We start from the raw sequence: 24,226 nt of genomic DNA on the forward strand, positions 1-24,226 counted from the left end.
ACGGTAAATGAATATTTCAAGAAGCATACAAAATGGATGCTGAGTCCGTGAGGGATCCGTTCAAATTTCGTTCAATATTCATGGCGAGCCAGCCGTCGACGTGAGACTTTTGCGCCCACCACACGACACTGTTGTATGTACCAGTCTCTCAGCGCCGACCAGTTCCGCGACCGACTTGATGCCGACGAGCCACTGACGGTCGTCGACACTCGGCCCTCGGAAAGCTTCGAAAGCTGGCGCGTCGCCGACGCAGTCCAGTTCGTTTATAAGCCAGATCACGAGTTCGACAGGGACACCTTCGAGGCCGAAACCGGACTCGGCCCCAGCGACCCCATCGTGACGATGTGTGCAATCGGCAAATCCTCCGGCGCGCTTGCTGAGGAACTCGATGCCGCAGGCTACGAGAACGTCGCCGTCGTTGAGGGGGGAATGGAGGCTTGGAGCGCGGTGTACGACCACGTCACTATCGAATACGACGAGTTCAGCGTCGTCCAACTCCAGCGGCGGGCCAAGGGCTGTCTGGGCTACGTTATCGCAAGCGAGGGCGAGGCCGCAGTCGTCGACGCCACCCGTCACACTGAGGAGTTCGAGGCCGCGGCCGACTCCCTCGACAGCGAGATCGTCGCCGTCTTCGACACCCACGTTCACGCCGATCACATCTCCGGCGGCCGCGAGCTTGCTGCCGAAGTAGGCGTCCCCTACTACCTCGGCGCGACCGCGACCGACCGCGACGTGAGTTACGAGTTCGAGCCGCTCGACTCGAACGATGTCGTCGACGTCGGTGGACTCGACATCAAGGCACTGTCGACGCCGGGCCACACCTCGGAGATGGTGAGCTATCTGGTCGGCACCGAAGCCGTACTGACGGGTGATACGATCTTTGTCGACTCGCTTGGTCGGACCGAACTCCAGTTTGGCGACGGCGATGCCGCAACCGGAGCCGAGCTGCTTTATGAGTCGCTCCACCGAACGCTCATGGCCGAACCGGATTCAGTGAACGTATTGCCGGGGCATTTCGCGGTCGACAACGACGGCACCGTGGCGATCACCCCGGGCGAGCCGGTCGACACGACAGTTGGCCTGCTCAGAACCGACTTGGATCTGTTGGCGCAGGATCGAGAAACGTTCGTTGAGACCCTGACTGAGCGACTGCCCGAAAAGCCGCCCAACTACGAGCGTGTGATTGGGATCAACACCGGACAGGAGGCAGTCGACGATGGGGAGGCAACCGAACTCGAACTCGGGCCGAACCGGTGTGCCGCCGAGGCTGACTGACTACTCCTCGCGGACACCACCGCCTTCGATAGCGCGGAGCGTTAGATAGGTGATGAGGGCGAGGAAGACGAACGGGACGATGTGGAGCCCAACCATGAGGAACATCGGGAACGGCTCGTACCCCCACGGCGCGAAGACCACAAACAGCACGGCGAAGAAGGCGATGATGCCCAGTGGAACGATGTTGACGACGATATCCAAAATCGCCTCTCGCGTAAAGAGCGTGGACATGGGTCAGTGTTCACTCGTCGACGGCAAAAGCAAACCTGTGAATTGGTGGCCCGATAACCAGTGGTAGTTGAGCCACGGGTATCGAGGGTCGACTGTTATCTGAGCCACTCAAGCGAACAGTTCTCGACAAGTAGCTCAGCCGCTTGATCATATGGAGACGACTCCACGGTCGACCCCGTCGACTGCTCCCGACCAGCGGCCGCAAACACGCTGTCGACGAAGACCTCTCGAACAACCTCGTTTTCGAACAGGCCGTGGAGATAACAGCCCAACACGTCGCCATCACTGGCTCCGAGGGCGGCTGTCGACTCGCCATTCCGACTGAACGGCGTCTCGACAGTATCGGTCGACTGCGTGGTTCCCATATGGATCTCGTAGCCCGAAACCGGACCCTCGGCCCCCGCAAGTGGACCACTGCCATCGAGTTCGAGTGTAGTGTCGACGACCTGCTTTTCGGTTGAAAAGGTTGTCTCCACCGGAAGCAGCCCGACACCCGAAAGCATCGACTGCTCGGGGTCGAGATTCGTGCCTTCGATATCTGCCTTATAAATCCGTTTGCCGAGGAGCTGGTAGCCACCACAGAGGCCAACGATTGGTCCCTCGAACTCTCGAAGTCGGCGGTCGAATCCCGCCTTTTGAATGGCGAGCAGATCGTCGACCGTGTTTTTCGTACCCGGAATCACAACCGCATCGGCCTTTGTAAGAGGGGCATCGAGCGGCACGTATGCAACCCGGACCCCCGGCTCGGCGGCCAGCGGTTCGAGGTCGGTGATATTGGAGGCTCGTGGCAGTCGTGGAACCGCGATGGTCACAGTTTGCTCGGCGTCGACACCGTCATCGTCACCAAAGACCGCGCGCTCGTCGGTCGACGGGAGTGCGAGGCTGTCCTCCTCGGGGAGTCCAGGGTCGTCGTAGGGGAGGACGCCCAGCACGTCGACGCCGGTCCGTTCCTCGAACTCTCTGAGTCCGGAATCGAGCAGTGAGAGATCACCCCGAAATTTGGTGATGACGACGCCGCGGACCTGCTCGCGGAGGTCCTCGGGCATCAGTTCGAGCGTCCCCACGAGCGAGGCGAAGACGCCGCCGCGTTCGATGTCGGCGACGAGGATGATTTCGGCGTCTGCGAATCGGGCAGTCTCGACGTTGGCCAGATCGCGGTGCTGGAGGTTGATCTCGGCAATCGAGCCCGCGCCCTCGGCGACGATTATCTCGTGATCTTTGGCGAGTCGACTGTGGGCCTCGACGGCGGCCTCGCGGGCACTCTCCCAGTGATTCTCGTAGTAGCTCCCGGCCTCGAAATGGCCGACAGCGCGGCCGTCGACGATGAGTTGTGACTCGCCACTACCCCGTGGCTTGAGGAGGACTGGGTTCTGGTCGGTCGTTGGCGAGACGCGGGCCGCGTGGGCTTGGACGTACTGAGAGATGCCGATTTCACCGTATGGCCCACCGTCTTGGTCGACGGTTTCGGGCGCTCGCGGGACGACACGAGCGTTGTTGCTCATGTTTTGGGCTTTAAACGGGGCGACCGAGACGCCGCGATCCGAGAGCAGTCGACAGAGCCCGGCGGCGACGGTGCTTTTGCCGACATGGGAGGCGGTGCCAGCGACGAGAATCGTCCGAGCCATCCTCAGTACTCGGTCCCGCGACGGGCGCGCTGGCCCGCGTCGATTGGGTGTTTTTCTTTGCCGATCTGGGTGACGAGGTCGACGTGGTCGTAGAGATAATCGGGCTTGGTGTGGCTCCCCGTGATGACGAGTTCGAGGTTTTCGGGTTTGGTGTCGACCAACTCTTGAACCGTGTCGGGGTCGATCAGTTCGCGGTCGGCCGCATACAGCAGTTCGTCGAGAATCAGCATATGGACGCCGTCTTCGGGTGGGTCCTCAAGATCGAAGGGTTCGGTGAGGTCGGCGTCGGCCGCGGCAGCGATCAGTTCTTTGGCGCGTTCGAGTCCGGCCTGTGCATCATTTTGGTGGTCCGTTTCGTCGCTGCCGTCGGGCAAGGCGTGCCAGCCGTAGTGGCCGGTGTTCTCATACGAGAAGCCCGGCATCGCGGCGATGGCGTTGTACTCGCCGCGAACGTCGTCGACGCTGTCCGCGCCGCCCTTCATGAACTGGAGCATGTGGACCCGAAAGCCGTGGCCAGCGGCGCGAAATCCCATCCCCATTGCGGCGGTCGTTTTGCCTTTGCCGTCGCCCCAGAACAGCTGGACGAGGCCGAACTCCTCGGGCACGCTGGCTTCGATTGGTCGGGCCTCGGGGCTAACGCCTTTGCCGGGTGTGCGACGGTGCTGGGGTTCATCGTCGACGTCTGGGTCCGTGTCACTCATAGATACCAGTTGGTTGGGCTCCGAGGCAATGGCGGTTGTGTTTGAGCCAAATAAGGTATTTGTGCACTTGCATGGGTGAGAATGGCAGTAGTAATTTTGAAGCACCAGAAAGCCCCGACTCGTCTCTTTCAGTCCTAACCACTGCCGGAGGATCAACCACGTTGAGTGGGACTGAAAGGGGCCGCCGTCTCAACGAACCCCGGTGAAGTAAGCACCACAGCGAGTGTAACGAGCGAGGAGCGCAGCGAGCCGCGGGAGTTGAGGCGGCGGGGGCTTTCTGGTTCTCGACGTTTCTTATTCACCTAGCACGCTAGGCAGTAAGTCGAACCACGTAGAGTCGAAAGCCACACAGGGGTCCCAAGCAATCATCCAGTATGACAAGCGAAGGCGAGACTCGGGCCGTCAGCGTCGTCGTCGACGCCAGCCCCGAGGGCGTCCAGAAGTACACCGCCCGCGTGGCCTGCGACGACGGCGAGATCGAATCGGTCGACCCCGGAGCCCTCGAACGCTTCTTCGAGATCGTCGAAGGCGGCGAGGGGAGTCGGTTCGTTCGCACTCGGGCCGTCGACATGACCGGCGAGGCCCGGCATATCGAGGAGCCAACACCACTTTTCAGTGTCCGCTTTACCGAGCCCGTCGACCTCACAGCCATCTCGCTGCATTTCGAGACGATTCTGGATCACGACAGCGAGGACGTCCCCACTGAGTCGCTCCGGTTCAACGCCATCGAGTAGTACCACAAGCATCGAACACCTTTTGAGACGCCGAGCGAAAGGCGGGGTATGAAGCTACTCGTCGTCGGTGCCGGGGAGATGGGTCGGTGGGTGGCCGACACCGTCGACGCGGAAATCGCCTTCAGCGATGCCGACTCCGCAGTCGCCGCCGATGCCGCCGCCGCCCGGCAGGCCCGCCGGGTCTCGCCAGCAACTGACGAGCAGTTCGACGTGGTCTGTCTCGCCGTCCCGATGTCGGCGGTCGACGACGCTATCGAACAGTACGCCCCACTCGCCACCGAGGCCATCTTCGACGTCTCGGGCGTGATGGCTAGCCCACTCGCAGCGATGGCGGATCAGGCTCCCGATCTTGAACAGGCGAGTTTCCACCCCCTCTTTGCCCCGCCACGAGTCCCGGGCAACGTCGCGGTCGTCACCGCCAATGACGGTCCACACCTCCAGTCGATCCGCGAAGCAATGACCGACGCCGGAAACACGGTCTTCGAGACGACCCCCGAAGAACACGACGACGCGATGGAAACGGTCCAAGCCAGCGCCCACACGGCCGTGTTGGCCTACGGACTCGCAGCTGACTCGGTCCGCGAGGAGTTCGCCACCCCCGTCTCTGCGAAACTCGAAGAGATCGCAACCACCGTCACCGAGGGCGACGCTGGGGTCTACAGCGAGATCCAGTCGACCTTCGACGGCGCGGAGGCGGTCGCCGAGGCCGCCAAGCGGATCGCCGAGGCCGACGACGAAACGTTCGCCGAACTGTATGACGATGCCAAAACCAATATGAACGCAACCGGCCGGGAGCGCCACCAGTGATCGACCGCGAGGCAGTTCGCTCCAACGCAAAGTACCTCCGACAGGTCCGCCCAATCGACCCCGAGGAGATCAGCGAGTATATCGAATCCCAGCCACACCCCGCGGTTGTCAAACAGACACTCCGCGAGGAGGCCTTCGACCTCGGCCTCGTCGAGCGAGAAGACGGGACGTTCGTCCCAGTCGAGGCGGGACCGGTCGACTACCGCCAGTGGGAGCCCGAGGCGTTTCCCGAACGCTACAGTTTCGCCCTCGAAGACCAGTTAGTCAAACGCTACGGGGCGAACTGGCATCGCGGCGACTCGGGCCGAGAGCTTAGAGAGCGCATAACGGGGTTAAAAGAGGACTACTACGCCGGAGCCGACGTCGAGTACGACGAGACTGCGGCGCTGGGCTATGCCATCTACCACTTGCCGGACTACTACGCCGCAGTCGGCTACGACCTCGACACACTGACCGAACGCGGCTTGCTGGACCGCACCCTGCGCGTGCTTGATGTCGGAGCCGGCTCGGGTGGCCCAGCGCTCGGCCTACACGACTACCTGTTCGCCGACGACGAGCGCGGTGACGACGTCTCAGTCGATCCGGAGGCCGCACTGGTCGACTACCACGCCGTCGAGCCGAGCGCCTCGGCGGACATCCTCGAACCGATGCTGGCCGAAACCACGCTCAACTTCCGGTCGACGATTCATCGAACGACCATCGAGGAGTATCTGGTCGACGGAGCAGGGGACGAAAAATTCGATCTGATCTGCTTCGGTAACGTCCTCAGTGAACTCGACGATCCCGTGGCGGTCGTTGAGGATGCCCTCGATCTGCTGGCCGACGATGGGACGCTCCTCGCCCTTGAGCCGGCAGATCTCGAAACCGCTACCGGCCTCCGGGAGATCGAACGCGAAGTCGCACCGCCAGCAAGCGATGTCACGATCTACGCGCCCACACTCCGGCTCTGGGAGGGGAAGGCCCCCTCGGACCGCGGCTGGTCGTTCGACGTTCGACCCGATCTGTCGGAGCCAGCGTTCCAACAGCGACTCGACGAGGGCCAGTCGACCGACGACGTCGACACAGACCCGGGCGCGTTCGTCAACGTCGACGTACAGTTCGCCTACAGCCTCCTGCGGACTGACGGCGAACGCCGGTTCCCGTTCCGGGCCTCGCGGGACCGGCATGCCCAGATGGCGGCGATGGACGATCACGTCACCGACCGAATCAATCTCCTCGCCGTGAAACTCAGCCACAACCTCAGCGATGGCGGCAACCCACTGTTCAAGATCGGTGACGGCAGCCAACAGGTCGACCAGTACGCCGTCCTCACCAAAGAGTCCGGCCTCAATCGTGATCTGGAGGACGCTCCCTACGGTGCGGTATTGGAGTTCGAAAACGTGCTCGTGCTCTGGAACGACGACGAGGAAGCCTACAATCTGGTTGTCGACGCCGAGACAGTGGTCGACTCGGTATCGGGCTACTAATCGGCTCGTTCAGCCACTGCTGGGCGAGTATCCGCCGGTCGGTACCGGTCGATACCGAACACGACGAGCGCGACGACCAGTGCAACGACGACGACCCACTGATCTGCCGAGACGTACCAGCCGGGGGTTGGCGGTCGCCACGGCGGCAGCGGAAAGAGATACGTGTTCGTGAGCATCAGTCCATCGGCGTAGCGTTGAGGAAGGTCGACAACAAGATGCGAGAGCGAACCACTGAAAAGTAATACAAAGGCCCGTCGCTGGTTTTTGCCGTGTTCGAACAGCAGTGCACCGATGGCCGACAGCACAACGACTCCACCGAGGCTGTTGATACCGCTCCACTCGAAGGGGACCCCCGTAGCGGCGGTAATGAGCTCCTCGGAGACCACCAGATCGAGTCGGTCGAGATCCGGCAGTATCGAGCCGACGATCCCGACCGCGACCCATTTCGCATCGAGCCAGTCGACGGACCATCCCACGACCGTGAACAGTGCGTAGGCCAGAAACACGTGGGTGAGCCACTCGGCCATCAGCGATCACCCCGGGGAACGAACGTCAGGTCCCGAACGTCGACCTGCCAGTGCCACAAAAAGATACCCGCAGCGAGCAGGCCACCGAGGAGTGAGGCGACATAGACGTACTGAAAGTCGGTTGTATCTCGGTAGTCGACCACGATCTCAGTGGCGTCGATTACAGTCGACTGCTCGGCGAGCACGCCGAAGACCTGAATCGAACCCCCCTCACGGACCGAGTCGGTGACCGACTCGGGGACTGATTCGACAGTAAATTCGAGTTCTGGATCAGTACCAGCAGTGATCACGAGGCGCTGGCTGGCGCGGTCGACTGACTCGACATCGCCGAACAACAGCACCTGCTGGCCGTCGTAGGCGGCGGGCTCGACCGCGATCTCCTCAGTGTCGGGATACGTCCAGCGATCCGCCTCCGCATACAGCACACAAAGGCCGACCGCCGCACAGACCAATAGATAGATGGCCGCAAGTCGATAGCCCCGTTTCATTACCGATTCGTACTACCACGTTCGGAGACACATATATAAACGGATGCGTTTCTGCTCGGGATCAGACACCGACGGCGGCTGAATCGTCCGCAGGTTCTTAGCCCGTCGACGCCCTACTGGAAGTATGTCCACAGCACGAGCGACGTTCGGCGGCGGCTGTTTCTGGTGTATCGAAGCCCCTTTTAAGGAGTTGGCTGGTGTTCGAGCGGTTACCTCGGGCTACGCTGGCGGCGACACCGAGAATCCGAGCTACCGAGCGGTCTGTTCGGGCTCGACCGGCCACGCCGAGGTCGTCCAGATCGAGTACGATCCGGAGACGGTGAGCTACGTCGACCTGCTGGAAGTTCTCTTTACGGTCCACGATCCGACCCAACTCAACCGTCAGGGGCCGGATGTCGGCAGCCAGTATCGGTCGGCGATCTACACCCACTCCGAGGAACAACAGGAGCAGGCCGAAGCGTTCATTGAGGAACTCGAAAACGAGGGCGTCTACGACGACGAAATCGTCACGGAGGTCGAACCCCTTGAGACGTTCTACGAGGCCGAGGCCAAACATCAGGACTACTACGAACGCAATCCCAAGCAGTCGTACTGTACGTTCCACATCCCGCCGAAACTCGACAAGGTCCGCCACAAGTTCGCGGATCGACTCAAAGACCAGCCGGTTCACTGAGCCGCGGCCGTCGACTCCCGGTGACTGATACAGTCGGTGAGCGATTCGGCATCGAGACTGGCTGGCAGTTGGTGTGTCGACCCGTGAGCACTGTCGTCGGTAGCCCGGATGTGGGTCCGAAGGGCGTTGACCGCCCGAAAGCCATCGGTGGTATCGTAGACCCCCAACCGCGAGGTCCCACAGATCGGACACTGCCATCGGTAGGTCCTCGTCTCGGAGTGGGTTTTGTTCTTGGCCGACTGAAGTCGTTCCATGTTGTCGACCTGTAGCGCCGATGGCCGGAGAAGCTACGCTGTTGTATTATCAGCCTTTTATATAGTAGCCGACTCCGGCGTGGCCATCAGCGTCGACTCGACGAGCGCGTTGTGGCCCCGCCGCAACAGGTTCGACACCGACTGCTGGGAGACCCCGAGTTCGTCGGCGACCGCCTCCAGCGACGCTGCTCGTGGACTTTCGAAGTAGCCCACCTCCCAGGCGGTGCGGAGGGCGTCGGCCTGTCTGTCGGTCAGTCCGTACTGTTCGCCGTTCAGCGGTTGGGAGAGTTCGTGGAGCCGAAGGAGTTGAAAACCGACGTCGATCTCGGCACAGTAGTCCCGGAACGCCCCCAGCGCCTCGTGGCCGTCGAACCGCATCTGGAGCCGCCAGTGGTCGACCGTCCCGACGGCCTCCAAAATGACGGCGTTCATCTGGGTCGACAGATAGACGACCGACTCGACGTTTTCGGTCCACTCGGCCCGGTAGAGCGTGGCGTCCTCGAAGCTATCGAGCTGGCGGAGCCCCTGTACGGAGGGGTCGGCGGCCGCCGCGTCCTCGAAGGCCTCGACGTCGACCGCCGACACCCAGAAGTAGGGCGTCAGCACCGAGTCAGTGGCGACGACACGCTCGACTTCAATCCGCGCACCCGGCAGCACAGTCAGCGTTTCGTGGAGGGCAAACGCGTGGGCAGGCACCTGAAACTCACCGAACAAACTCATTGGGAGCCACAGGCCGTCACCTCGGATAAGTCTCACGCACAGGTGGGTTCGGCGACTGTATTCAGTCGGCAGTCGACCCAGCCAGCGTCGGCGTCGACGCGAGCCGCCGGACGGCCGGAAGCGCGACTAAAGCGATCCCAATCTCTAGGCTCCCGACGACCAGAAAGGCAGTCAGATAGTCGGTGGCCGAGCCGACGATCCCGCCGATCAGAAACCCGGTCAAAAATCCCAGACTCCCAAAGACGTTGAAGCCACCCATTGCGACCCCTCGCTCGGCCGAGTCGACCAGATCAGTCACCAGCGCCATCGTCGCTGGGGCGACAAACGCTCCGGCGACCCCGACAAGCACCATGAGTCCCATTGCGAGTTCAACGCTGGCGGCCAACCCAACCGCAATGATCGTGACTCCGTACCCAATCGAACCAGCGACGACCGGCACAAACCGGCCGATCCGGTCCGACAACGAGCCGAGTGGGTACTGGAGCAGTGCGAACGGAAAAAAGAACAGCGCGAGTGCGATGCCGACCCCCGCGGCATCCAACCCGAACACATCGCCGAAGTAGAACACACCCACAAGTGAGAAGAACCCGGCAGTAAGTCGGTCGATGAAGCCGAAAGCGTAGGGAACGCCGAGGGCAGGCGTCGACCGAAGCGTCGCCATCGCGGTCCCGAACCCGCGGCGGTCGCTGGCGGTCGACGCCGTTTCAGTATCAACGGTATCGGAGACAGTCGACGCCAACAGGCCCGCGCCGGCGAGCACCGCGGCTCCAGCATAGACTGGCCCAAAGGGGTCGACCGCCGAGAGTTGACCACCCGCGACCGAGCCGAGGGCCGCCCCGAGACCGATGGCAATCCCCGCCGCGCCCATGTTTCGGCCATTGCCACCCGAGAGATCCATTAACATCGTGATGCTCAGCGAGAACGCGCCAATCGTGAACGCACCGCCCAACACACGGACGACGAGTGCGCCCCGAAAGCCAACGCCGAGCGTCGGCAGCAACGCCAACAGGAGATAGCTGACTGCGCCGCCGACTGCACCGGCGAGAACAAGGGGCGTTCGTCGACCCAGCGCGTCGCTCGCGGCTCCCCAGACGACCGCAAACGCGACGAAAGCCCCGAACTCGGCGACCAGAAACCACATCCCGGCCTGAATTGCCCGCGGCGCGCCGAGGGCGACGATCAGTCCATCGAGACCGGGATACAGCAACACCTGCGAGACGAGCACCGCCCAGACGACGACCGCCAGCCGAAGCCGGGCGGTGCCGAGGCTTCGACCGACGCTGCGGAGGCTCCACTCTCGTCGACTGGTCGCTGGCTGGTCCATGATGAGACGTTAGGAGAGATCAACGGTCGGCGTACTGAAAAAGGCCGTCTCATAACCCTCGTGGCGAGCGACCTGTGTCGGCGTTGTTACCTCGACTGAGAGAGCTTCCTGACCGGTCAGACCGGGTGCGCTGAGACCGTAGTGGAAGCCGATCTCAGGGTCGAGTGCCGGTGTGAGCGACTCCGAAAGCACGGTCTCACCGTCGGTGCCGTCGACAGTCGCACTGAGGCCCATCCCGGGAACGACAAACTCGTTGTAGCGCGTTGCGGTGGTCACTGCGAGATACGGCGACTCACCGAACCGGTCGGCCTCCAGCAGGCTCGCCCGGTAGCGAATATCGTCTGCGAGCGCCTCGCCCATCGATGTGCCACCTAACTCTCGGACTGTCCCGAGCGAGAGTCCACCCATCTCCATCGGGTCGACAGCGCCCTCCTGGCCGGCTTGGTCGTCGTACTGCTGGAAGTCGAGTTCGTTGCGGCCCGACTCGCTGTACTCGAAGTCGATTGCGACCGTTTCCGGCTCACTGAGTCGACCCTCGAAGGAGCCGAACCGATCTGCGGTGACACCACCGACAGTCACCTCGGCGGTGTAGCTCCCGTCGCCGTCGAGATGGTAGTTATCGCCGTAATGGAACCCCATCCGCTGGGAGAGCATCGGATAGATGGTTTCGCGGTTGTTCACGTTGTTCCCGCCAGTGACGGCAATGTTGACGCTCGAAACGGGGAGCACAACCCCACTGTCGGCGTCCCGAACCGCGGCCATCAGGTGGACCGCGTCGTCGGCCTCGACCTCGAAGATGCGGGCCTCGTACCCCTCGCCGTCCTCGCTGCGGAACACCCGCCAGAATCGGTGCGGAAAGGTGTACATCAGTTGGACGCGTCGACCACCGCTGGTCGTTCCCATCCCGGCCATTTCCATCGCTTCGGTGTGAGTTGGCCAGTAGATGGCCTCGGGGCGGGGGTCGACCAGCGCTGGCTCCCGGCCGTAGGTCGTGTCGGCGGCGGACTCGAAGGCGTCGACACAGCCTGCGGCCGATGTAGTCAACCCTGCCGCAGTCGCTGCGAGAAACTGTCGTCTGTCCATATCGACGTTTGGTTACACGGCTTCATACAGATTCTGATCGCTCCCACTGAGTGGGACTGAGCAGAACGGGTTTTGAGGCTGGCGTCCCTACCCCGCCTATGGAACTCCCGGGACCGAACGCCTCGCGTCGACGCTTCCTGAAGGCGGCCCTCACGGTCGGTGGAGCGAGCGCACTGTCGGCCTGTCTCGACCGGTTCAGCGAGGAGCCGATTCCACAGGGTACCGACGACCCAACCTCGTTTCCTGACCGGCAGTTCGCCTGGAACGACAGCCTCGAACGCGACGACCACGGCAACGTCGTCCTCCCCGAACACCACCTCTTTGTATACCTGAACTACGACGGCGAGGCAGGCAGCGAGGGAGTGCCGACAGCCACCGACCGCGAACAGTTGGAGACAGCCCTCCGGACCATCGAGCGTGCCTACGAATGGAGCAACCGGGGCGTCGTCTTCGACCTTTCGTACTCGCCGGCCTACTTCGACCGCTTTGAGGAGCCACTGCCCGACTCGGTCGACCTCCCGTCACCCGAGCGACTCACCCCGGTCGACACGCCCACGCTCGACGAGCAGGACGCCCTGCTGCATCTCGCCTCGGACCGAAGCGACGCGCTGCTAGCTATCGAGGAGACACTGTTCGCAACTGGTGACGACGCTCCCGACACGCTGAATGGCGTCGACGTAGCGGGTCGACTGAGTGACGTGTTCACGGTCGACGACCGCCGAACCGGGTTTATTGGGCCGGGACTCCCGGCAGCCAATCAGGATGGCGTCGCTGGGATTCCCGACAACGGGCCGGTTCCCGAGGAGTCGCCGCTTTTTATGGGATTCAAGGCCGCCTTCGCCGGGAATCAGGCCACCGAGGAGTACGTCACGATTTCGACGGGACCGTTTGCCGGTAGCACGACCAAACACGTCGCCCGGCTTCGCCAAGAACTCGACAAATGGTACGGCGAAAACAGCCACGATGACATGGTGAGCAAACTGTTTAGCCCGCGTCACGCCGAGTCCGGCGCGGTCGAAGGTGTCGGCGAGAACCTCGGCGATCACAGCGGGATCACCGACGAGATCTACGAGCGAATCACCGAGACAGCCGAAGAGTTTGGCGTGGTTGGTCACGCCGAGAAGGCTGCTAGAGCAAATCGGGACGCCGAGGGCAACGTCCGAACCTTGCGTCGACACGTTGAGTCGACTGACGACGACACTGCGAGTCTTCAGTTCCCATCGCTCCAGCAGGGGATCAGTGAGTTCAACGCGGTCCAAGAGGCGATGAACGGCACGGATATCGTCGCGGAGAATCCGGCGATCAAGCCGCGGGTGAAAAACGGAATCTTTCGCTACGTGTTCGTTCAAAACAGGGGCAACTTTCTCGTGCCGCCGCGGTCACTCCGGGCGTTTCCGACGTCGACCGGCGATGCCCCAGCCGAGCAGTAGCGGCCTGTCGTTCTACAGTGCGTTCTCGATAGCGCTACTGATGGCGTCGTAGCTTGCAACACTGTCGAGGACCGTGCCGTCGACCCGAGCACCGGGTGTCCCACCGATACCCAGCTCTTGGGCTCGATTGCCGTTGGCTTCGATGACCTGTTGATACGTTCCGTTACTGGCGTCGCTCAACACCCGACACGGGTCAGCACCGACCTGCTCGGCGAGGTCGCCGATCCGTTGCCATGAGTAGTCCTCTTGATTTTCGTAGGCCGCCGTGGCGAACTCAAAAAAGGTCTCGTCATCGTACTCAGCTTGGATACTCCGGGCGGCGTTTGCGACCGGTTCGTTCCACTCGCTGTTGACAACGAGAAAATCATAGCGTTCGAACTGCACGTCGTCACCCGCATACTCCGATTCGAGTCGATCGAGATCATTCAATACGAAGGTTGCACAATGCGGGCAGGCAAAGTCCTCAAACAGTTCGACGGTAATCGCCGCGTCGTCGCCTCCGAGAGTCGGCTGTGGTAACTCGTCGACCGGCTCGCGGTCGGTCAGCTCACAGCTGTGAGAGGTGTCAGCCGCCGAGTTGCCGCCACCGAGACAGCCCGAAAGGCCGACTGTTCCAACCGCAACTGCGCCCGTCGCCGCGAGATACCCACGCCGAGTTTGATCCATACTCGTTCCTAGGTGGCCGAATATATATGCCCACTGTCATTGGGCCCGTGAGACCGACTCAAACCGGGGACAGCGTCGACCAGACGGCCGTCGGCCCGCTACTGTCCGGCGGTAGTACTATGTTTCGTGTCTGCATATACCATGGTATGCCGACAGTCACGTTTCGTGGCCGGGAAATCGAGTGCAACGAAGGCGAGACGCTCCGCGATGTGTTACAGGATGCCGGGCTGACGCCACACAACGGAAAAACGAAGACGTTCAACTGCAGGGGGTTTGCCTCCTGTGGCACCTGTGCAGTTGCGGTCGACGGCGAGGTCAGCGACGTGGGACTCCGTGAGAAGGGTCGACTGCTTGTCCCACCGCATCATCCGAACTACGACCTCCGGCTATCCTGCCAGACGAAGGTTATAGGCGATGTCCGCGTCGAAAAGTATCCCGGCAACTGGGGCACGAAGATCGCCAAGGGACCACTGCCGCCGGTCGACGAGGTCGACTCCGCAGAGACCGACCCCGCAGAGACCGACTCCGCAGAGTTCGACTCGGAGGCCAGCGAAGCGACCGTCGACTGACCGTCGACGATTTCGAAGGATGCGGCGTGCCGGTGAAGACGTACTGCTGTTAGTTCGTTGATTGGGGGAGTAGTATCGTCGCCTTACCGCCTCCACCGTCAGACTGCGTTTCAACGGAGAGTTGTCCATCGTAGTACTCAATGAGCCACTTCGAGAGCCAGAGTCCGAGACCGCTGCTGTGCTGTAGTTTCGTCTCGTCTTGATCGTTGTTGATAAGCAGCTGTTCGTCCTCTGGAAACCCGTCTCCATTATCGCAGATCTCAATTCGTACCATCCCGTTTGCTCGTGAGCCTCGAACAGTGATCTCCGGTGGATCGCCCCCGTATTCGCACGCGTTTTCGACTAACTCCGAGATCGCTTCTTCGATATAATCGCCCGCGAGAACCGAGAGCTCAGCCGAGATATCCAGCGTCAAACTCATATCCGGATACGACTCTTCCCACTCGCCACGCGTACTGTCGAACACCGAGACGAGGTCAATCGGGTACGTCTCTGCGTCTTGGTCGACCAACTCATCGATAACCTTGATTTTCGTCTGTGTATCAGAGAGGTCCGAACCGATATCGGCCACCTTCTGACCGAGATCCGTTCTGTCCGACGCTGTGATCTCAGCATCGCTCCGCAACTGCTCTCCGTAGCCGAGTAACATCTGTGCTGAATGTCGGAGATTGTGACGCACGAATCGGTTTACAACCGACGCTTTCTGGCGTTGCTTCGCAACGGTGCGAGCACGAATCCGACGCACGTCATGAAACCCAATCAGCACGTGTGCAAATGCGCTCACACCGACGATGATCCCCCCGGAGAGCAGCGGGAAACGTACCTGTCCGCCTGCTGCGATCTGGAACGTGATCACTAACCCCAAGACGGCAGTTGTAACGACGACTCCGAGTGTATTCCACCCTGCGACACGAAGGAGATGATCCGAATCAACAGTACTGCGATACAGTACCAGTCCACCCACACCGAACGCACCACCAAGTACGAGTATTGCACCGGCAATGATAATTCCAGGGAAACTAGTTGTACTGCCGGCAAAATACTGAACGACAATATATATCAAACCAATTCCAGTTATACTAATTATTGATGCCGCAAAAATACGCTTCCAATTCATATCGGATTATTATATTCTATATTAAAAATTGTACTGGTTAATTTATAATATAATTTATATATTTTGAACAGTCTCTACTCGGAGCCCAACTTCTTCATTGGTAATACAGTTTTCAGTAAAGCAGTTGATCGTCGCCGTCGACCATATATACGGTCCGGGCGGCGATGTTGACCGCGTGGTCGCCGACGCGTTCGATATCCCGCACCGTCAGGAGGCCATGCGAGGCCGCGGTGCGCGTCGACTCCCGGTCGCCAGCCTCGGCATCATCAGCCAACAGTGACCGGATAATCCGCTGGGTGGTTCGGTCACAGGCCGCATCGAGGTCGTCGTCCCGTGCGGCAACCGCCCGACAGGCGTCGGAATCGGTCGACTCGTAGGCGGCAATCGCATCCTCGACCATCTCGCGGGCGTCGCCGCCGAGGGACGCGATGTCGACGGCGGGATGAATTCCCTCGCGTCCGGCGCGGGTGTGTTCGGCGAGGTTCGTCGCGAGATCCGCGATGCGTTCGAGGTCGGTGATGATTTTAAACGAGGCCGTGATGCGTCGGAGATCGCCCGCGACCGGCTGTTCGAGCGCAATGAGGTCGATACAGGCGGCTTCGAGTTCGAGATAGCGCTCGTTGATCTCACTGTCGCCGTCGACCACCTGCTCGGCGAGTCGACGGTCGCCGGTGGCGGCGGCCCTGAGAGCGTCATCGTAACGGTCGACGACCAACTCGGCCAACAGGACGACCTCGGTTGTGAGCCACGAAAGCTGGTCGTGGTAGTCGGTCCGTGACATTGCTTAGCTGAACTGGCCCGTGATGGACTCCACGAGGCAGTCAGGGGTACTGCTCGATTCCTCGGTTGTGCTGAGTGAGTTGGACTGTTGCGTTGCCATATATGGCCTCCATAGCGGGTGACGAGGGCGATCCCCGACAGTCGGTCGAGTGAGCGGTGTCGCTGCGCGTCGACTATCGCTACCACGAGACCTCTTAAATGAGCTGCTAAGTGTGGTATTGAGAGGTACCGAGCCGACAGTAGGTTCGGGTGACACCGCATCCAGAGGCAAATCTATATAGTACTATATTGATGTTGTGAGGATATATACTACTCATAGCATCGTATTTTTACACCGTATCCAAACGTACTGGTGATGGCAGGTAATGACCACACCCGTTCTCCCGGCTCGGTATCACGACGTAAATTCCTCGTCGGCGCTAGCTCTGTCGGTGCCGTTGGCATCGCAGGCTGTACCAGCACCTCCGGCGATGGTGGTCTCGGTGGCGGCGACGGCGACAGTGGCGACGGCCCCTCGGGAGAGGTCATCGTTACCGGGTCGAGTACGGTGTTTCCGGTCTCCGACGAGATGGCCGAGCGGTTCATGGACGAAAACGACAATGTCAATGTGATCACTGACTCGACCGGCAGCGGTGGCGGCTTCGCCAATAACTTCTGTCCCGGCTCCTCGGACATCAACGGTGCCTCCCGCCCGATCAAGGACGCCGAAATCCAAAGCTGTGATGAAAACGACGTCGAGGCCGTCGAATTCCAGATCGCCGGCGACGCCCTGACGATGGCGGTCAGCCCCGAAAACGACTGGGTCGACAGCATGACCTTCGACGAGCTGGCCCAGATCTGGAACGGCGACGACCCCGCCCAGACGTGGGCCGACGTCAACCCCGAATGGCCCGACGAGGAGTTCGAACTGTTCGGCCCCGACGACACCTCCGGAACGTTCGACTGGTTCACCGAGAACGTCGTCGGCGAGGCCGGCAACCACCGCAGCGACTACGAGCCGACCGAGGACGACAACACGATTATTCAGGGCATCTCGAACAACGAGTACGCGATTGGCTACTTCGGCTACGCCTACTACCAGGAGAATCAGGATATGCTCAAAGCGCTCAGTATCGCTGAAACCGCGGACAACGAGCCAGCGGCCCCGAGCTTGGAGGCTGCACAGTCTGGCGACTACCCGATGGCCCGGCCGCTGTATATCTACGCCAGCGCCGACTCGCTCAGCGAAAAAGATCAGGTCTACGCGTACACGGAGTACTATCTCGAAAACTCCAGTGCGGAGTTCATCGCCGACGACATCGGCTACGTCCCCTCCAATCAAGAGCAAGTCGACGAGAACCTGTCGACGCTCGAAGAGTACGCCTGAGGTCGACAACACCCGAACTTCGGCAACACGCGTGAGTTCAACAACACGTCCGCTTGCGCCGCCGTCGCTATCGCATCACGAATGAATTAAGACTACCACACAATATCTATGAGTCACTTATGAATGGCGAGTCAGCGTTGACGCGCGGGGCGACCGACCGCGACGTCAAAGAAAAGCTGGTCGGTGTGTTGTTGTTTTCCTGTGCAGCACTGACCATATTCGTGACCGCAAGCATTCTGTTTACGCTTGTCTACGACACAGTCACGTTCTTCGGGTTCGAAGAAACGTCGATCATCGGCTTTCTGACCGAACTCGAATGGGAACCGAGAAACGGATTTTACGGCGTCTGGCCGCTCGTGAGTTCGACGCTGATCGTCACCGTCGTCTCCGCGCTGGTTGCGATTCCAATCGGCACGGCGGCGGCCGTCTACCTCTCGGAGTACGCGAGTCCGAAAATGCGGTCGGTGATCAAACCTGCCCTCGAAATCCTCGCGGGCATCCCGACAGTCGTCTACGGCTATCTCGCATTGGTCTATCTGACGCCGTGGCTTCGAAGCATCGGCCTCCCGTTGGGAAGTTTTAATCTCCTCAGTGCGTCGATCATGGTCGGGATCCTCATCGTGCCGATGGTCTCGTCGCTCTCCGAAGACGCGATGAGCGCCGTCCCCGATTCGCTCCGACAAGCAGGCTATGGACTCGGCGCAACCAAGTACGAAGTGTCGACGCGAATCGTCATTCCGGCCGCAGTCTCGGGGGTTTTCTCGTCGTATATTCTCGCCCTTTCGCGGGCCATCGGCGAGACGATGATCGTCGTCATGGCCGGCGGCCTCCAGACGAATCTGTTCGATCCGCTCGATCCGTTCGGCAGTTTGGCCGGGTCGGGCCGGACAATGACTGCCGCGATGGTCAACGCCGTCACGAGTGACGCCACCGGTGGCTCACCGGAGTACTACAGCATGTTCGCCATCGGCCTCTCGCTGTTCGCTATTACGTTCCTGATGAATCTCGCAAGCAACCGAATCGCCGCACGATACCGTGAGGTGTACCAATGACCGACCGACACGTCCCCAACCCCTCCGAGGTGACCGTCTAATGGCCAGCGAAACACCGACCTCCGAGACGTGGTTCGGCTCCGCGGAGAAGGTCGGTCGACTCCGTGGGCGCGTCTTCAAGTGGACCTGTCTCGGTGCGACCGTGCTCACGCTGGCGCTGATGCTCGTCTTCCTGCTGTACGTCGCAAACGACGCGTTCAGGCCGTTGTCGGCCGATCCGGGCTGGCTCGCAACGATGGGACTCACCGTCGTCGTTCCCATTGCCCTGCTCGCGGGCTACTACTACCGCCGCGACCGGTCGGCCGGTCAAGTCGCCTACACGGCCCTCGGATTGCCCGTGCTCGTGGCGCTTGCCTCCGGCGGTCTCTGGCTGCTGTTCCGCCACATCGTTACGCCACGCGAATGGTTCGTCTTGGTCGTCTCTATCGTCGTTGCGGGTGGCATCGTTGTTGGTCACTCGCGGGTGCGACACGACGCAGTCACCGAACGACTCGTGGTGACCGTGCTCGTGCCACTGCTTGTGGTCGTCGGGATTCCGACGGTCGTCCCCGGCCTTGGTCAACTCCTGTATCTCCTGCCGGTCTTGCCGAACACGTTGTTCTCGTTGCTGCTCGGATTCGTCCTGCCGGTTGCGGCGGTCGTCGGGTGGCGCATTCGAGACGTTCGGGACGATGACCGCGACGGCGCTATCGCCGCTGGGATCACTGCCGTTGGTGGACTCGCCGGATTGGCCGTCGGTCCACTGGTCGGAATCCATCCGACGAGTTGGTTCGTTTTCGCCGCGCCAATCGTCGGCGCACTCGTCGTCTACGTCGAACACGTCGTCCGAACCGACAAGGGCCGCTCGGGGCTCGCGTTCCCCGTTGTCGTCGCCGCTGGCATCGCCGCCGGACTGGCCGCCACCCAACTGCTCGGCTTTGCCGGGCCCAACGCGTGGCTCGATATGCAGTTCCTCACGAGTCCCCACAGCACGACGCCGACTGATGCCGGGATCTATCCGACGCTCGTCGGCTCGGTGCTCATCCTCATCGTGATCGTTCTGTCGGCGTTCCCGGTCGGGATCGGCGCAGCGATCTACCTCGAAGAGTACGCCACCTCACAGGGCCGCTTCGGAACGGTGATGGAGCTGATTCAGGTCAACATCGCCAATCTCGCTGGCGTTCCGTCTATCGTCTACGGTGTGCTCGGACTGGCGATCTTCATCAACCTCATCGGGATGGGTCGCGGGACGGCGGTCGTCGCCGGCTTCACTGTTGGCTTGTTGATCCTCCCGATCATCATCATCTCGACCCAAGAGGCGATTCGGGCGGTTCCCGACTCCCATCGGCAGGCCTCCTATGCGATGGGCGCAACCAAGTGGCAAACCGTCCGCAACGTCGTCCTGCCCGAATCGCTCGCCGGGATCTTCACCGGGACGATCCTCGCGCTCGGCCGGGCAATCGGCGAGACGGCACCGCTGCTGATGATCGGTGTTGCGGCAACCGTTCGCGTCTCGCCGGACTCGTTTTTGAGTCGTACCGGTGCGATGCCGCGACAGATCTTCTCGTGGTCGACACAGATCACGACCGAGTTCCGATACGGCGTGCTCGCGGCGGGTGTCGTGACGCTGCTGGTCGTGCTGTTGACGATGAACGCCGCGGCAATCGTGCTCCGAAACCGCTCACAACAGAACTGATACCCATGAACCCTACAGACAGCTCGACAGATCGAACCATGAGGCGGGTCGAAACCGACGGCGGCGTCTCGACCGCCGACGACGCCGAATCGACCGCCGATCCAACAGAAACCGACAGCGACTCGGAGAAACTCGTCGACGTGTCGTCGTCGTTCACCGTTTCGGACGATGACGAAGGTCGGCCGCAGGCGGCCGAGACGGCCATCGAAACACGCGATCTCGACGTGTATTACGGCGACGAGCAGGCACTGCAGTCGGTTTCGATGGAGATTCCCGAACGCCAAGTCACCGCGCTCATCGGCCCCTCGGGCTGCGGCAAATCCACCTTCCTCCGCTGTCTCAACCGGATGAACGACCTCATCGATATCGCACACGTCGACGGCGAGGTGCGCTTTGAGGGGAAAAACATCTACGACGAGGACGTCGATCCCGTCGCGCTGCGCCGACGGATCGGCATGGTGTTTCAACAACCCAATCCCTTCCCGAAAAGCATCTACGACAACGTCGCCTTCGGGCTCGAAGTCCAAGACGAGGAGGTCACCGACGAAACCGTCCGCCGCGCGCTCGAACGAGCCGCCCTGCTCGAAGAAGTCGACGGTCGACTCGACGAGTCGGGACTCGAACTTTCGGGTGGTCAACAGCAGCGACTCTGTATCGCCCGTGCCATCGCCCCCGATCCTGATGTGATTCTAATGGACGAGCCCGCAAGCGCGCTCGATCCGGTCGCTACCTCGAAGATCGAGGATCTGATCGCCGATCTCTCCGAGGAGTACACGGTCATCATCGTTACCCACAACATGCAGCAGGCCGCCCGCATCTCCGACAAGACGGCGGTCTTTCTGACCGGCGGCGAACTCGTCGAGTACGACGATACCGAAGACATCTTCGAGAATCCCGAACACCAGCGCGTCGAAGACTACATCACCGGCAAGTTCGGCTGATCGGTCGACGGCGGCTAGCGGTTTTACGGCGGCTCGTTTTTGATGGCAAACAGTTCGCGGATCGAGACCTATTGAGTCGACTCGGCGAGTTCTATCGAAAAACAGCGTCAGGTTCGTCGCGTTACGAGACTCCTCCAGTTGCGACTCATCGTCCCCATTTGATCAAAAACATATAAAAATAATACTGGCAAATATCTGATTAATTCAGGTTACTACATACGGAAACGTACCGCTATTAAATCTATATAGTATACCATACGTTACGGTTTATCACATTCCAACTATTACAGAGAAACGTACTAAACACGGTTTTTGAACCCCAGTACAGCGTGATTCGAGACTATGTTGATACCTCTGTGACTACATATATGAGTACATTTATCACGTATCTCTCGTGATAGTATAGTATGGAGACACGGAAAGTTCAGGTGACAGGTGGGTCGACCTACACCGTCTCGATTCCCAAATCGTGGGCCAACGACAACGGGGTGAGCGCGGGGAGCACCGTCGAGTTCTACCCCGAGGGTGATTCGTTGTTCATGACCCCAACCGGCGACGACGACCGGACCGAGGGGACATTGGATATCACGGGTTTGGAGGGGACCGAGCTGATCCGAGCGGTGACGACGATGTACGTCAGCGGGTTCGACGTGATCGTCCTCGAAAGCGCCCGGATCACCAACGACCAGCGGCGGACGATCCGAGAGGCAACACAGAGTCTCGTCGGTCTCGAAGTCTTAGAGGAGACTAAAGGCGAAATCGTCATCCGAGACCTGCTGGATTCCTCGGAGCTATCGATCCACAACGCGGTCACACGCATGCGACTCATTGCCTCGTCGATGCTCGAAGACGCGCTGTTGGCGCTGCGGGATCTCGACCGAGATCTCGCCGCAGACATCATCCAGCGCGACGACGACGTCGACCGACTCTGGATGGTCGTCTCCCGTATTTTCCGAGCAACACTCCGGACCCCGAAGGCGAGTGAGGAACTCGGTCTACCACGCGAGATCTGTTTCGACTACCATTCGAGCGCTCGCCAGCTCGAACGGATCGGTGACCACGCGACCAAGATCGCCCATCTCACGCTCAACATCGAGCGCGAAGTTCCCGAAGAGGTCCTCGAGGCCCTCGACGATCTCCACGAGGAGGTCGTCACTGTTATCGACGGCGGGATGGATGCGCTGTTCACCGACGACAGCGACGAGGCCACCAAGTTGGCCAACGATGTCAGAGAACGTGTTCGGGAGGTCGACGCGACCGCCCGCCGGATCGACGAACTACTCAGAGAGCTCGACCCCGCACGCGCACAACACCTCGGACTCATCGTCGACTCGGTCTCACGAAGCGCCGACTACGGCGGCAACATCGCCGAAACCGCACTCCAAAAGGCCGCCCCGACCCCCGGTTCATCGTCGGCACACACTGAGTGACATCCAGTTTAGTCACCGTCCAGACTCCGTCTCCCCGGTCGACCACAACCGCTGTCTCTTCATTGCTGATCGTCACCTCGTCACTCCGTCGACCGCTGGCGGCTGACTGCCTCGGTCGGCCGTCTCGCTGTGTGGGATACGATCTCCGAGTCGGGGTCGGGTGATTCCTTCGGCGGGAGATAGAAGTAAACGCAGTTGCCACGCCCGCTGCGGCGTTCGATCTTGAGTTCGCCGCCGAGCGATTCGATACACCATTTCATCACGAACAGCCCGACACCGGAGCCATGAGAAGTGGTTGTCGTCTCGGTGTGTTCGGAGAGGGCATCGATCTCCATATCTGGGATCAAGGGACACTCGTCTTCGATCCGGATCTCGACGCGGCCCGTATTGGGTGACTCCTCAATGACGATCCGGACCGATGGCTCGGGCGTCTCGGCGTGGACGATGGCGTTTTCAATGGCATGTGTCAGCGCGTGGTCGAAGGCGTCGTCGACAGCGATCCACATCTCGGTCCGTTCGTCGATTTCGATATTGCTGGGTTCGAACCGCTCGACGGTTTCGGCGACAACGTCGACTGCCGGTCTGCGGGTCCAGTAGGACTGTTCGCGTGTGATCGTGTTCTCGATCTGTTTGACCGACTCCGAGACCCGACTCAGATCCCCTGCGGCGGTCTTGATCTTCTCGGCGGACGTTCTGGCGGCCTCGGTTTCGGCGACGCCAACGACATGGTCAGCGAACCCCGAAATGACGTTGATATCGTTGCGGAGGTTGTGCCGCAACAATCGATAAAACAGACTCACCCGGCGGTCGTTGTGTTTGTATTCGGTAATATCGGTGACTTCACCCAACACGTAGGGTCGACCGTCGATTGCTATTCGGGTGAGGTTGATCGACACCCAGATTAATTCGCCGTCGGCCCGCTTGATCCGCCACTCGAAGGCCTGTGGGGTGTCTTCGGCAGCGGCGATCCGACGGAGCGCCTCCGCCTGCGTGTAGGAGTAGGTGTTGGCACTGACCTCCTCGAAGCTCATCTCGCGGAGTGCTTCGGCCGAATAGCCATACAGCTCCTCTAGCTGTGTGTTGACATCCAGAAACGCGCCCGTCTTCGGATCGTGTAACACGGTCCCGACTTGGAGCGTGTCGAACTCGTCTGGCAGAGTCACTCCGTCACGAGCTGATTGCTGCCGCCCATTAGACATGTATCTTCGTCTACTAAAACGACCACAGTAAATCTCGCTATGAACGCTATATATATCTCAGGTGTGTATATACTGCCAGATCACTGAAAAATG

Annotated in this window: 25 protein-coding genes; 12 read left to right on the forward strand and 13 right to left on the reverse strand. The window is 60.8% G+C overall.

All coding sequences use genetic code 11. The annotated features are described in order from the left end of the window. Window positions 1-135: 135 nt before the first annotated feature. Window positions 136-1,275: an MBL fold metallo-hydrolase gene (locus HALTADL_RS05740; RefSeq protein WP_089671174.1), complete on the forward strand. Its 1,140-nt coding sequence runs from the start codon at window positions 136-138 to the stop codon at window positions 1,273-1,275. Here HALTADL_RS05740 and HALTADL_RS05745 read toward each other — a convergent pair whose 3' ends face one another. The 3 genes from HALTADL_RS05745 to HALTADL_RS05755 form a co-directional block, all read right to left on the reverse strand. Continuing rightward, complete coding sequence (locus tag HALTADL_RS05745) at window positions 1,276-1,506, reverse strand: DUF6684 family protein (protein WP_089671173.1); 231 nt, start codon at window positions 1,504-1,506, stop codon at window positions 1,276-1,278. A 95-nt stretch (window positions 1,507-1,601) separates the two neighbouring features. Further along, window positions 1,602-3,131 (reverse strand): cobyric acid synthase, encoded by a 1,530-nt coding sequence (locus tag HALTADL_RS05750; RefSeq protein WP_089671172.1) that lies wholly within the window; start codon window positions 3,129-3,131, stop codon window positions 1,602-1,604. 2 nt (window positions 3,132-3,133) lie between these two features. Further along, window positions 3,134-3,832, reverse strand: coding sequence for a cob(I)yrinic acid a,c-diamide adenosyltransferase (locus HALTADL_RS05755; protein ID WP_089671171.1), 699 nt, complete (start codon window positions 3,830-3,832; stop codon window positions 3,134-3,136). A gap of 374 nt (window positions 3,833-4,206) precedes the next feature. Here HALTADL_RS05755 and HALTADL_RS05760 point away from each other — a divergent pair, with 374 nt between their 5' ends. Genes HALTADL_RS05760 through HALTADL_RS05770 form a run of 3 tightly spaced genes read left to right on the forward strand, consistent with a single transcriptional unit; the run spans window position 4,207 to window position 6,839 of the window. Continuing rightward, window positions 4,207-4,566 (forward strand): hypothetical protein, encoded by a 360-nt coding sequence (locus tag HALTADL_RS05760; RefSeq protein ID WP_089671170.1) that lies wholly within the window; start codon window positions 4,207-4,209, stop codon window positions 4,564-4,566. A 48-nt stretch (window positions 4,567-4,614) separates the two neighbouring features. Next, entirely contained in the window at window positions 4,615-5,373 is a 759-nt protein-coding gene (locus HALTADL_RS05765) for a prephenate dehydrogenase/arogenate dehydrogenase family protein (RefSeq protein ID WP_089671169.1), read from the forward strand. Continuing rightward, window positions 5,370-6,839 carry a small ribosomal subunit Rsm22 family protein gene (locus tag HALTADL_RS05770; RefSeq protein WP_089671168.1) on the forward strand — a complete coding sequence of 490 codons (1,470 nt, stop codon included), beginning with the start codon at window positions 5,370-5,372 and terminating at the stop codon, window positions 6,837-6,839. The genes HALTADL_RS05765 and HALTADL_RS05770 overlap by 4 nt, the downstream gene beginning before the upstream one ends. On the opposite strand, the gene HALTADL_RS05775 is transcribed toward HALTADL_RS05770, so the two are convergent. Then, the gene (locus HALTADL_RS05775) at window positions 6,836-7,366 is read right to left on the reverse strand and encodes a metal-dependent hydrolase (protein WP_089671167.1); all 531 of its coding nucleotides are present in this window, start codon (window positions 7,364-7,366) and stop codon (window positions 6,836-6,838) included. The genes HALTADL_RS05770 and HALTADL_RS05775 overlap by 4 nt on opposite strands. Then, window positions 7,366-7,854, reverse strand: a complete 489-nt coding sequence (locus HALTADL_RS05780; protein ID WP_089671166.1) for a hypothetical protein — start codon at window positions 7,852-7,854, stop codon at window positions 7,366-7,368. The genes HALTADL_RS05775 and HALTADL_RS05780 overlap by 1 nt, the downstream gene beginning before the upstream one ends. Window positions 7,855-7,978: 124 nt before the next feature. On the opposite strand from HALTADL_RS05780, the gene msrA reads away from it, so the two are divergent. Continuing rightward, a complete protein-coding gene (msrA, locus tag HALTADL_RS05785) occupies window positions 7,979-8,527 on the forward strand; it encodes a peptide-methionine (S)-S-oxide reductase MsrA (RefSeq protein WP_089671165.1) in 549 nt (182 codons plus the stop codon). Here the strand turns inward: msrA and HALTADL_RS05790 are convergent. From HALTADL_RS05790 to HALTADL_RS05805, 4 genes are all read right to left on the reverse strand, one after another. Then, window positions 8,521-8,781 (reverse strand): hypothetical protein, encoded by a 261-nt coding sequence (locus tag HALTADL_RS05790; RefSeq protein WP_089671164.1) that lies wholly within the window; start codon window positions 8,779-8,781, stop codon window positions 8,521-8,523. The genes msrA and HALTADL_RS05790 overlap by 7 nt on opposite strands. A 57-nt stretch (window positions 8,782-8,838) precedes the next feature. Continuing rightward, the gene (locus HALTADL_RS05795; protein WP_089671163.1) at window positions 8,839-9,501 is read right to left on the reverse strand and encodes a helix-turn-helix domain-containing protein; all 663 of its coding nucleotides are present in this window, start codon (window positions 9,499-9,501) and stop codon (window positions 8,839-8,841) included. A gap of 61 nt (window positions 9,502-9,562) precedes the next feature. Next, window positions 9,563-10,825 carry an MFS transporter gene (locus HALTADL_RS05800; RefSeq protein WP_100190872.1) on the reverse strand — a complete coding sequence of 421 codons (1,263 nt, stop codon included), beginning with the start codon at window positions 10,823-10,825 and terminating at the stop codon, window positions 9,563-9,565. Between the two features lie 9 nt (window positions 10,826-10,834). Beyond that, window positions 10,835-11,908 carry a DUF7350 domain-containing protein gene (locus HALTADL_RS05805; protein WP_089671162.1) on the reverse strand — a complete coding sequence of 358 codons (1,074 nt, stop codon included), beginning with the start codon at window positions 11,906-11,908 and terminating at the stop codon, window positions 10,835-10,837. Window positions 11,909-12,006: 98 nt separating this feature from the next. Here HALTADL_RS05805 and HALTADL_RS05810 point away from each other — a divergent pair, with 98 nt between their 5' ends. Then, on the forward strand, window positions 12,007-13,338 hold the full coding sequence (locus HALTADL_RS05810; RefSeq protein ID WP_089671161.1) for a twin-arginine translocation signal domain-containing protein: 1,332 nt from the start codon (window positions 12,007-12,009) through the stop codon (window positions 13,336-13,338). Between the two features lie 12 nt (window positions 13,339-13,350). On the opposite strand, the gene HALTADL_RS05815 is transcribed toward HALTADL_RS05810, so the two are convergent. Beyond that, window positions 13,351-14,004 carry a DsbA family protein gene (locus tag HALTADL_RS05815; RefSeq protein ID WP_089671160.1) on the reverse strand — a complete coding sequence of 218 codons (654 nt, stop codon included), beginning with the start codon at window positions 14,002-14,004 and terminating at the stop codon, window positions 13,351-13,353. Between the two features lie 146 nt (window positions 14,005-14,150). Between HALTADL_RS05815 and HALTADL_RS05820 the strand changes: the two genes are divergently transcribed. Continuing rightward, on the forward strand, window positions 14,151-14,573 hold the full coding sequence (locus HALTADL_RS05820; protein WP_089671159.1) for a 2Fe-2S iron-sulfur cluster-binding protein: 423 nt from the start codon (window positions 14,151-14,153) through the stop codon (window positions 14,571-14,573). A gap of 49 nt (window positions 14,574-14,622) precedes the next feature. On the opposite strand, the gene HALTADL_RS05825 is transcribed toward HALTADL_RS05820, so the two are convergent. After that, a complete protein-coding gene (locus HALTADL_RS05825; RefSeq protein ID WP_162551676.1) occupies window positions 14,623-15,537 on the reverse strand; it encodes a sensor histidine kinase in 915 nt (304 codons plus the stop codon). A gap of 265 nt (window positions 15,538-15,802) precedes the next feature. Continuing rightward, window positions 15,803-16,471 carry a phosphate signaling complex protein PhoU gene (phoU, locus tag HALTADL_RS05830; protein WP_089671157.1) on the reverse strand — a complete coding sequence of 223 codons (669 nt, stop codon included), beginning with the start codon at window positions 16,469-16,471 and terminating at the stop codon, window positions 15,803-15,805. Window positions 16,472-16,825: 354 nt separating this feature from the next. Here phoU and HALTADL_RS05835 point away from each other — a divergent pair, with 354 nt between their 5' ends. The 5 genes from HALTADL_RS05835 to HALTADL_RS05855 all read left to right on the forward strand — a co-directional run bounded on the left by HALTADL_RS05835 (window position 16,826) and on the right by HALTADL_RS05855 (window position 22,934). Next, entirely contained in the window at window positions 16,826-17,836 is a 1,011-nt protein-coding gene (locus HALTADL_RS05835; RefSeq protein ID WP_089671156.1) for a PstS family phosphate ABC transporter substrate-binding protein, read from the forward strand. A 119-nt stretch (window positions 17,837-17,955) separates the two neighbouring features. Next, window positions 17,956-18,888, forward strand: a complete 933-nt coding sequence (pstC, locus tag HALTADL_RS05840) for a phosphate ABC transporter permease subunit PstC (RefSeq protein ID WP_089671155.1) — start codon at window positions 17,956-17,958, stop codon at window positions 18,886-18,888. Between the two features lie 40 nt (window positions 18,889-18,928). Further along, window positions 18,929-20,563: a phosphate ABC transporter permease PstA gene (pstA, locus tag HALTADL_RS05845; RefSeq protein ID WP_089671154.1), complete on the forward strand. Its 1,635-nt coding sequence runs from the start codon at window positions 18,929-18,931 to the stop codon at window positions 20,561-20,563. A 38-nt stretch (window positions 20,564-20,601) separates the two neighbouring features. Beyond that, on the forward strand, window positions 20,602-21,504 hold the full coding sequence (pstB, locus tag HALTADL_RS05850; protein WP_089671297.1) for a phosphate ABC transporter ATP-binding protein PstB: 903 nt from the start codon (window positions 20,602-20,604) through the stop codon (window positions 21,502-21,504). Between the two features lie 407 nt (window positions 21,505-21,911). Continuing rightward, window positions 21,912-22,934 carry a phosphate signaling complex PhoU family protein gene (locus tag HALTADL_RS05855; protein WP_089671153.1) on the forward strand — a complete coding sequence of 341 codons (1,023 nt, stop codon included), beginning with the start codon at window positions 21,912-21,914 and terminating at the stop codon, window positions 22,932-22,934. An 80-nt stretch (window positions 22,935-23,014) separates the two neighbouring features. On the opposite strand, the gene HALTADL_RS05860 is transcribed toward HALTADL_RS05855, so the two are convergent. Then, window positions 23,015-24,097, reverse strand: a complete 1,083-nt coding sequence (locus HALTADL_RS05860) for a PAS domain-containing sensor histidine kinase (RefSeq protein ID WP_162551677.1) — start codon at window positions 24,095-24,097, stop codon at window positions 23,015-23,017. Between the last annotated feature and the right edge of the window lie 129 nt (window positions 24,098-24,226).

This window comes from Halohasta litchfieldiae (genome assembly GCF_002788215.1).
In the GTDB taxonomy this organism is placed as follows: Archaea; Halobacteriota; Halobacteria; order Halobacteriales; family Haloferacaceae; genus Halohasta; species Halohasta litchfieldiae.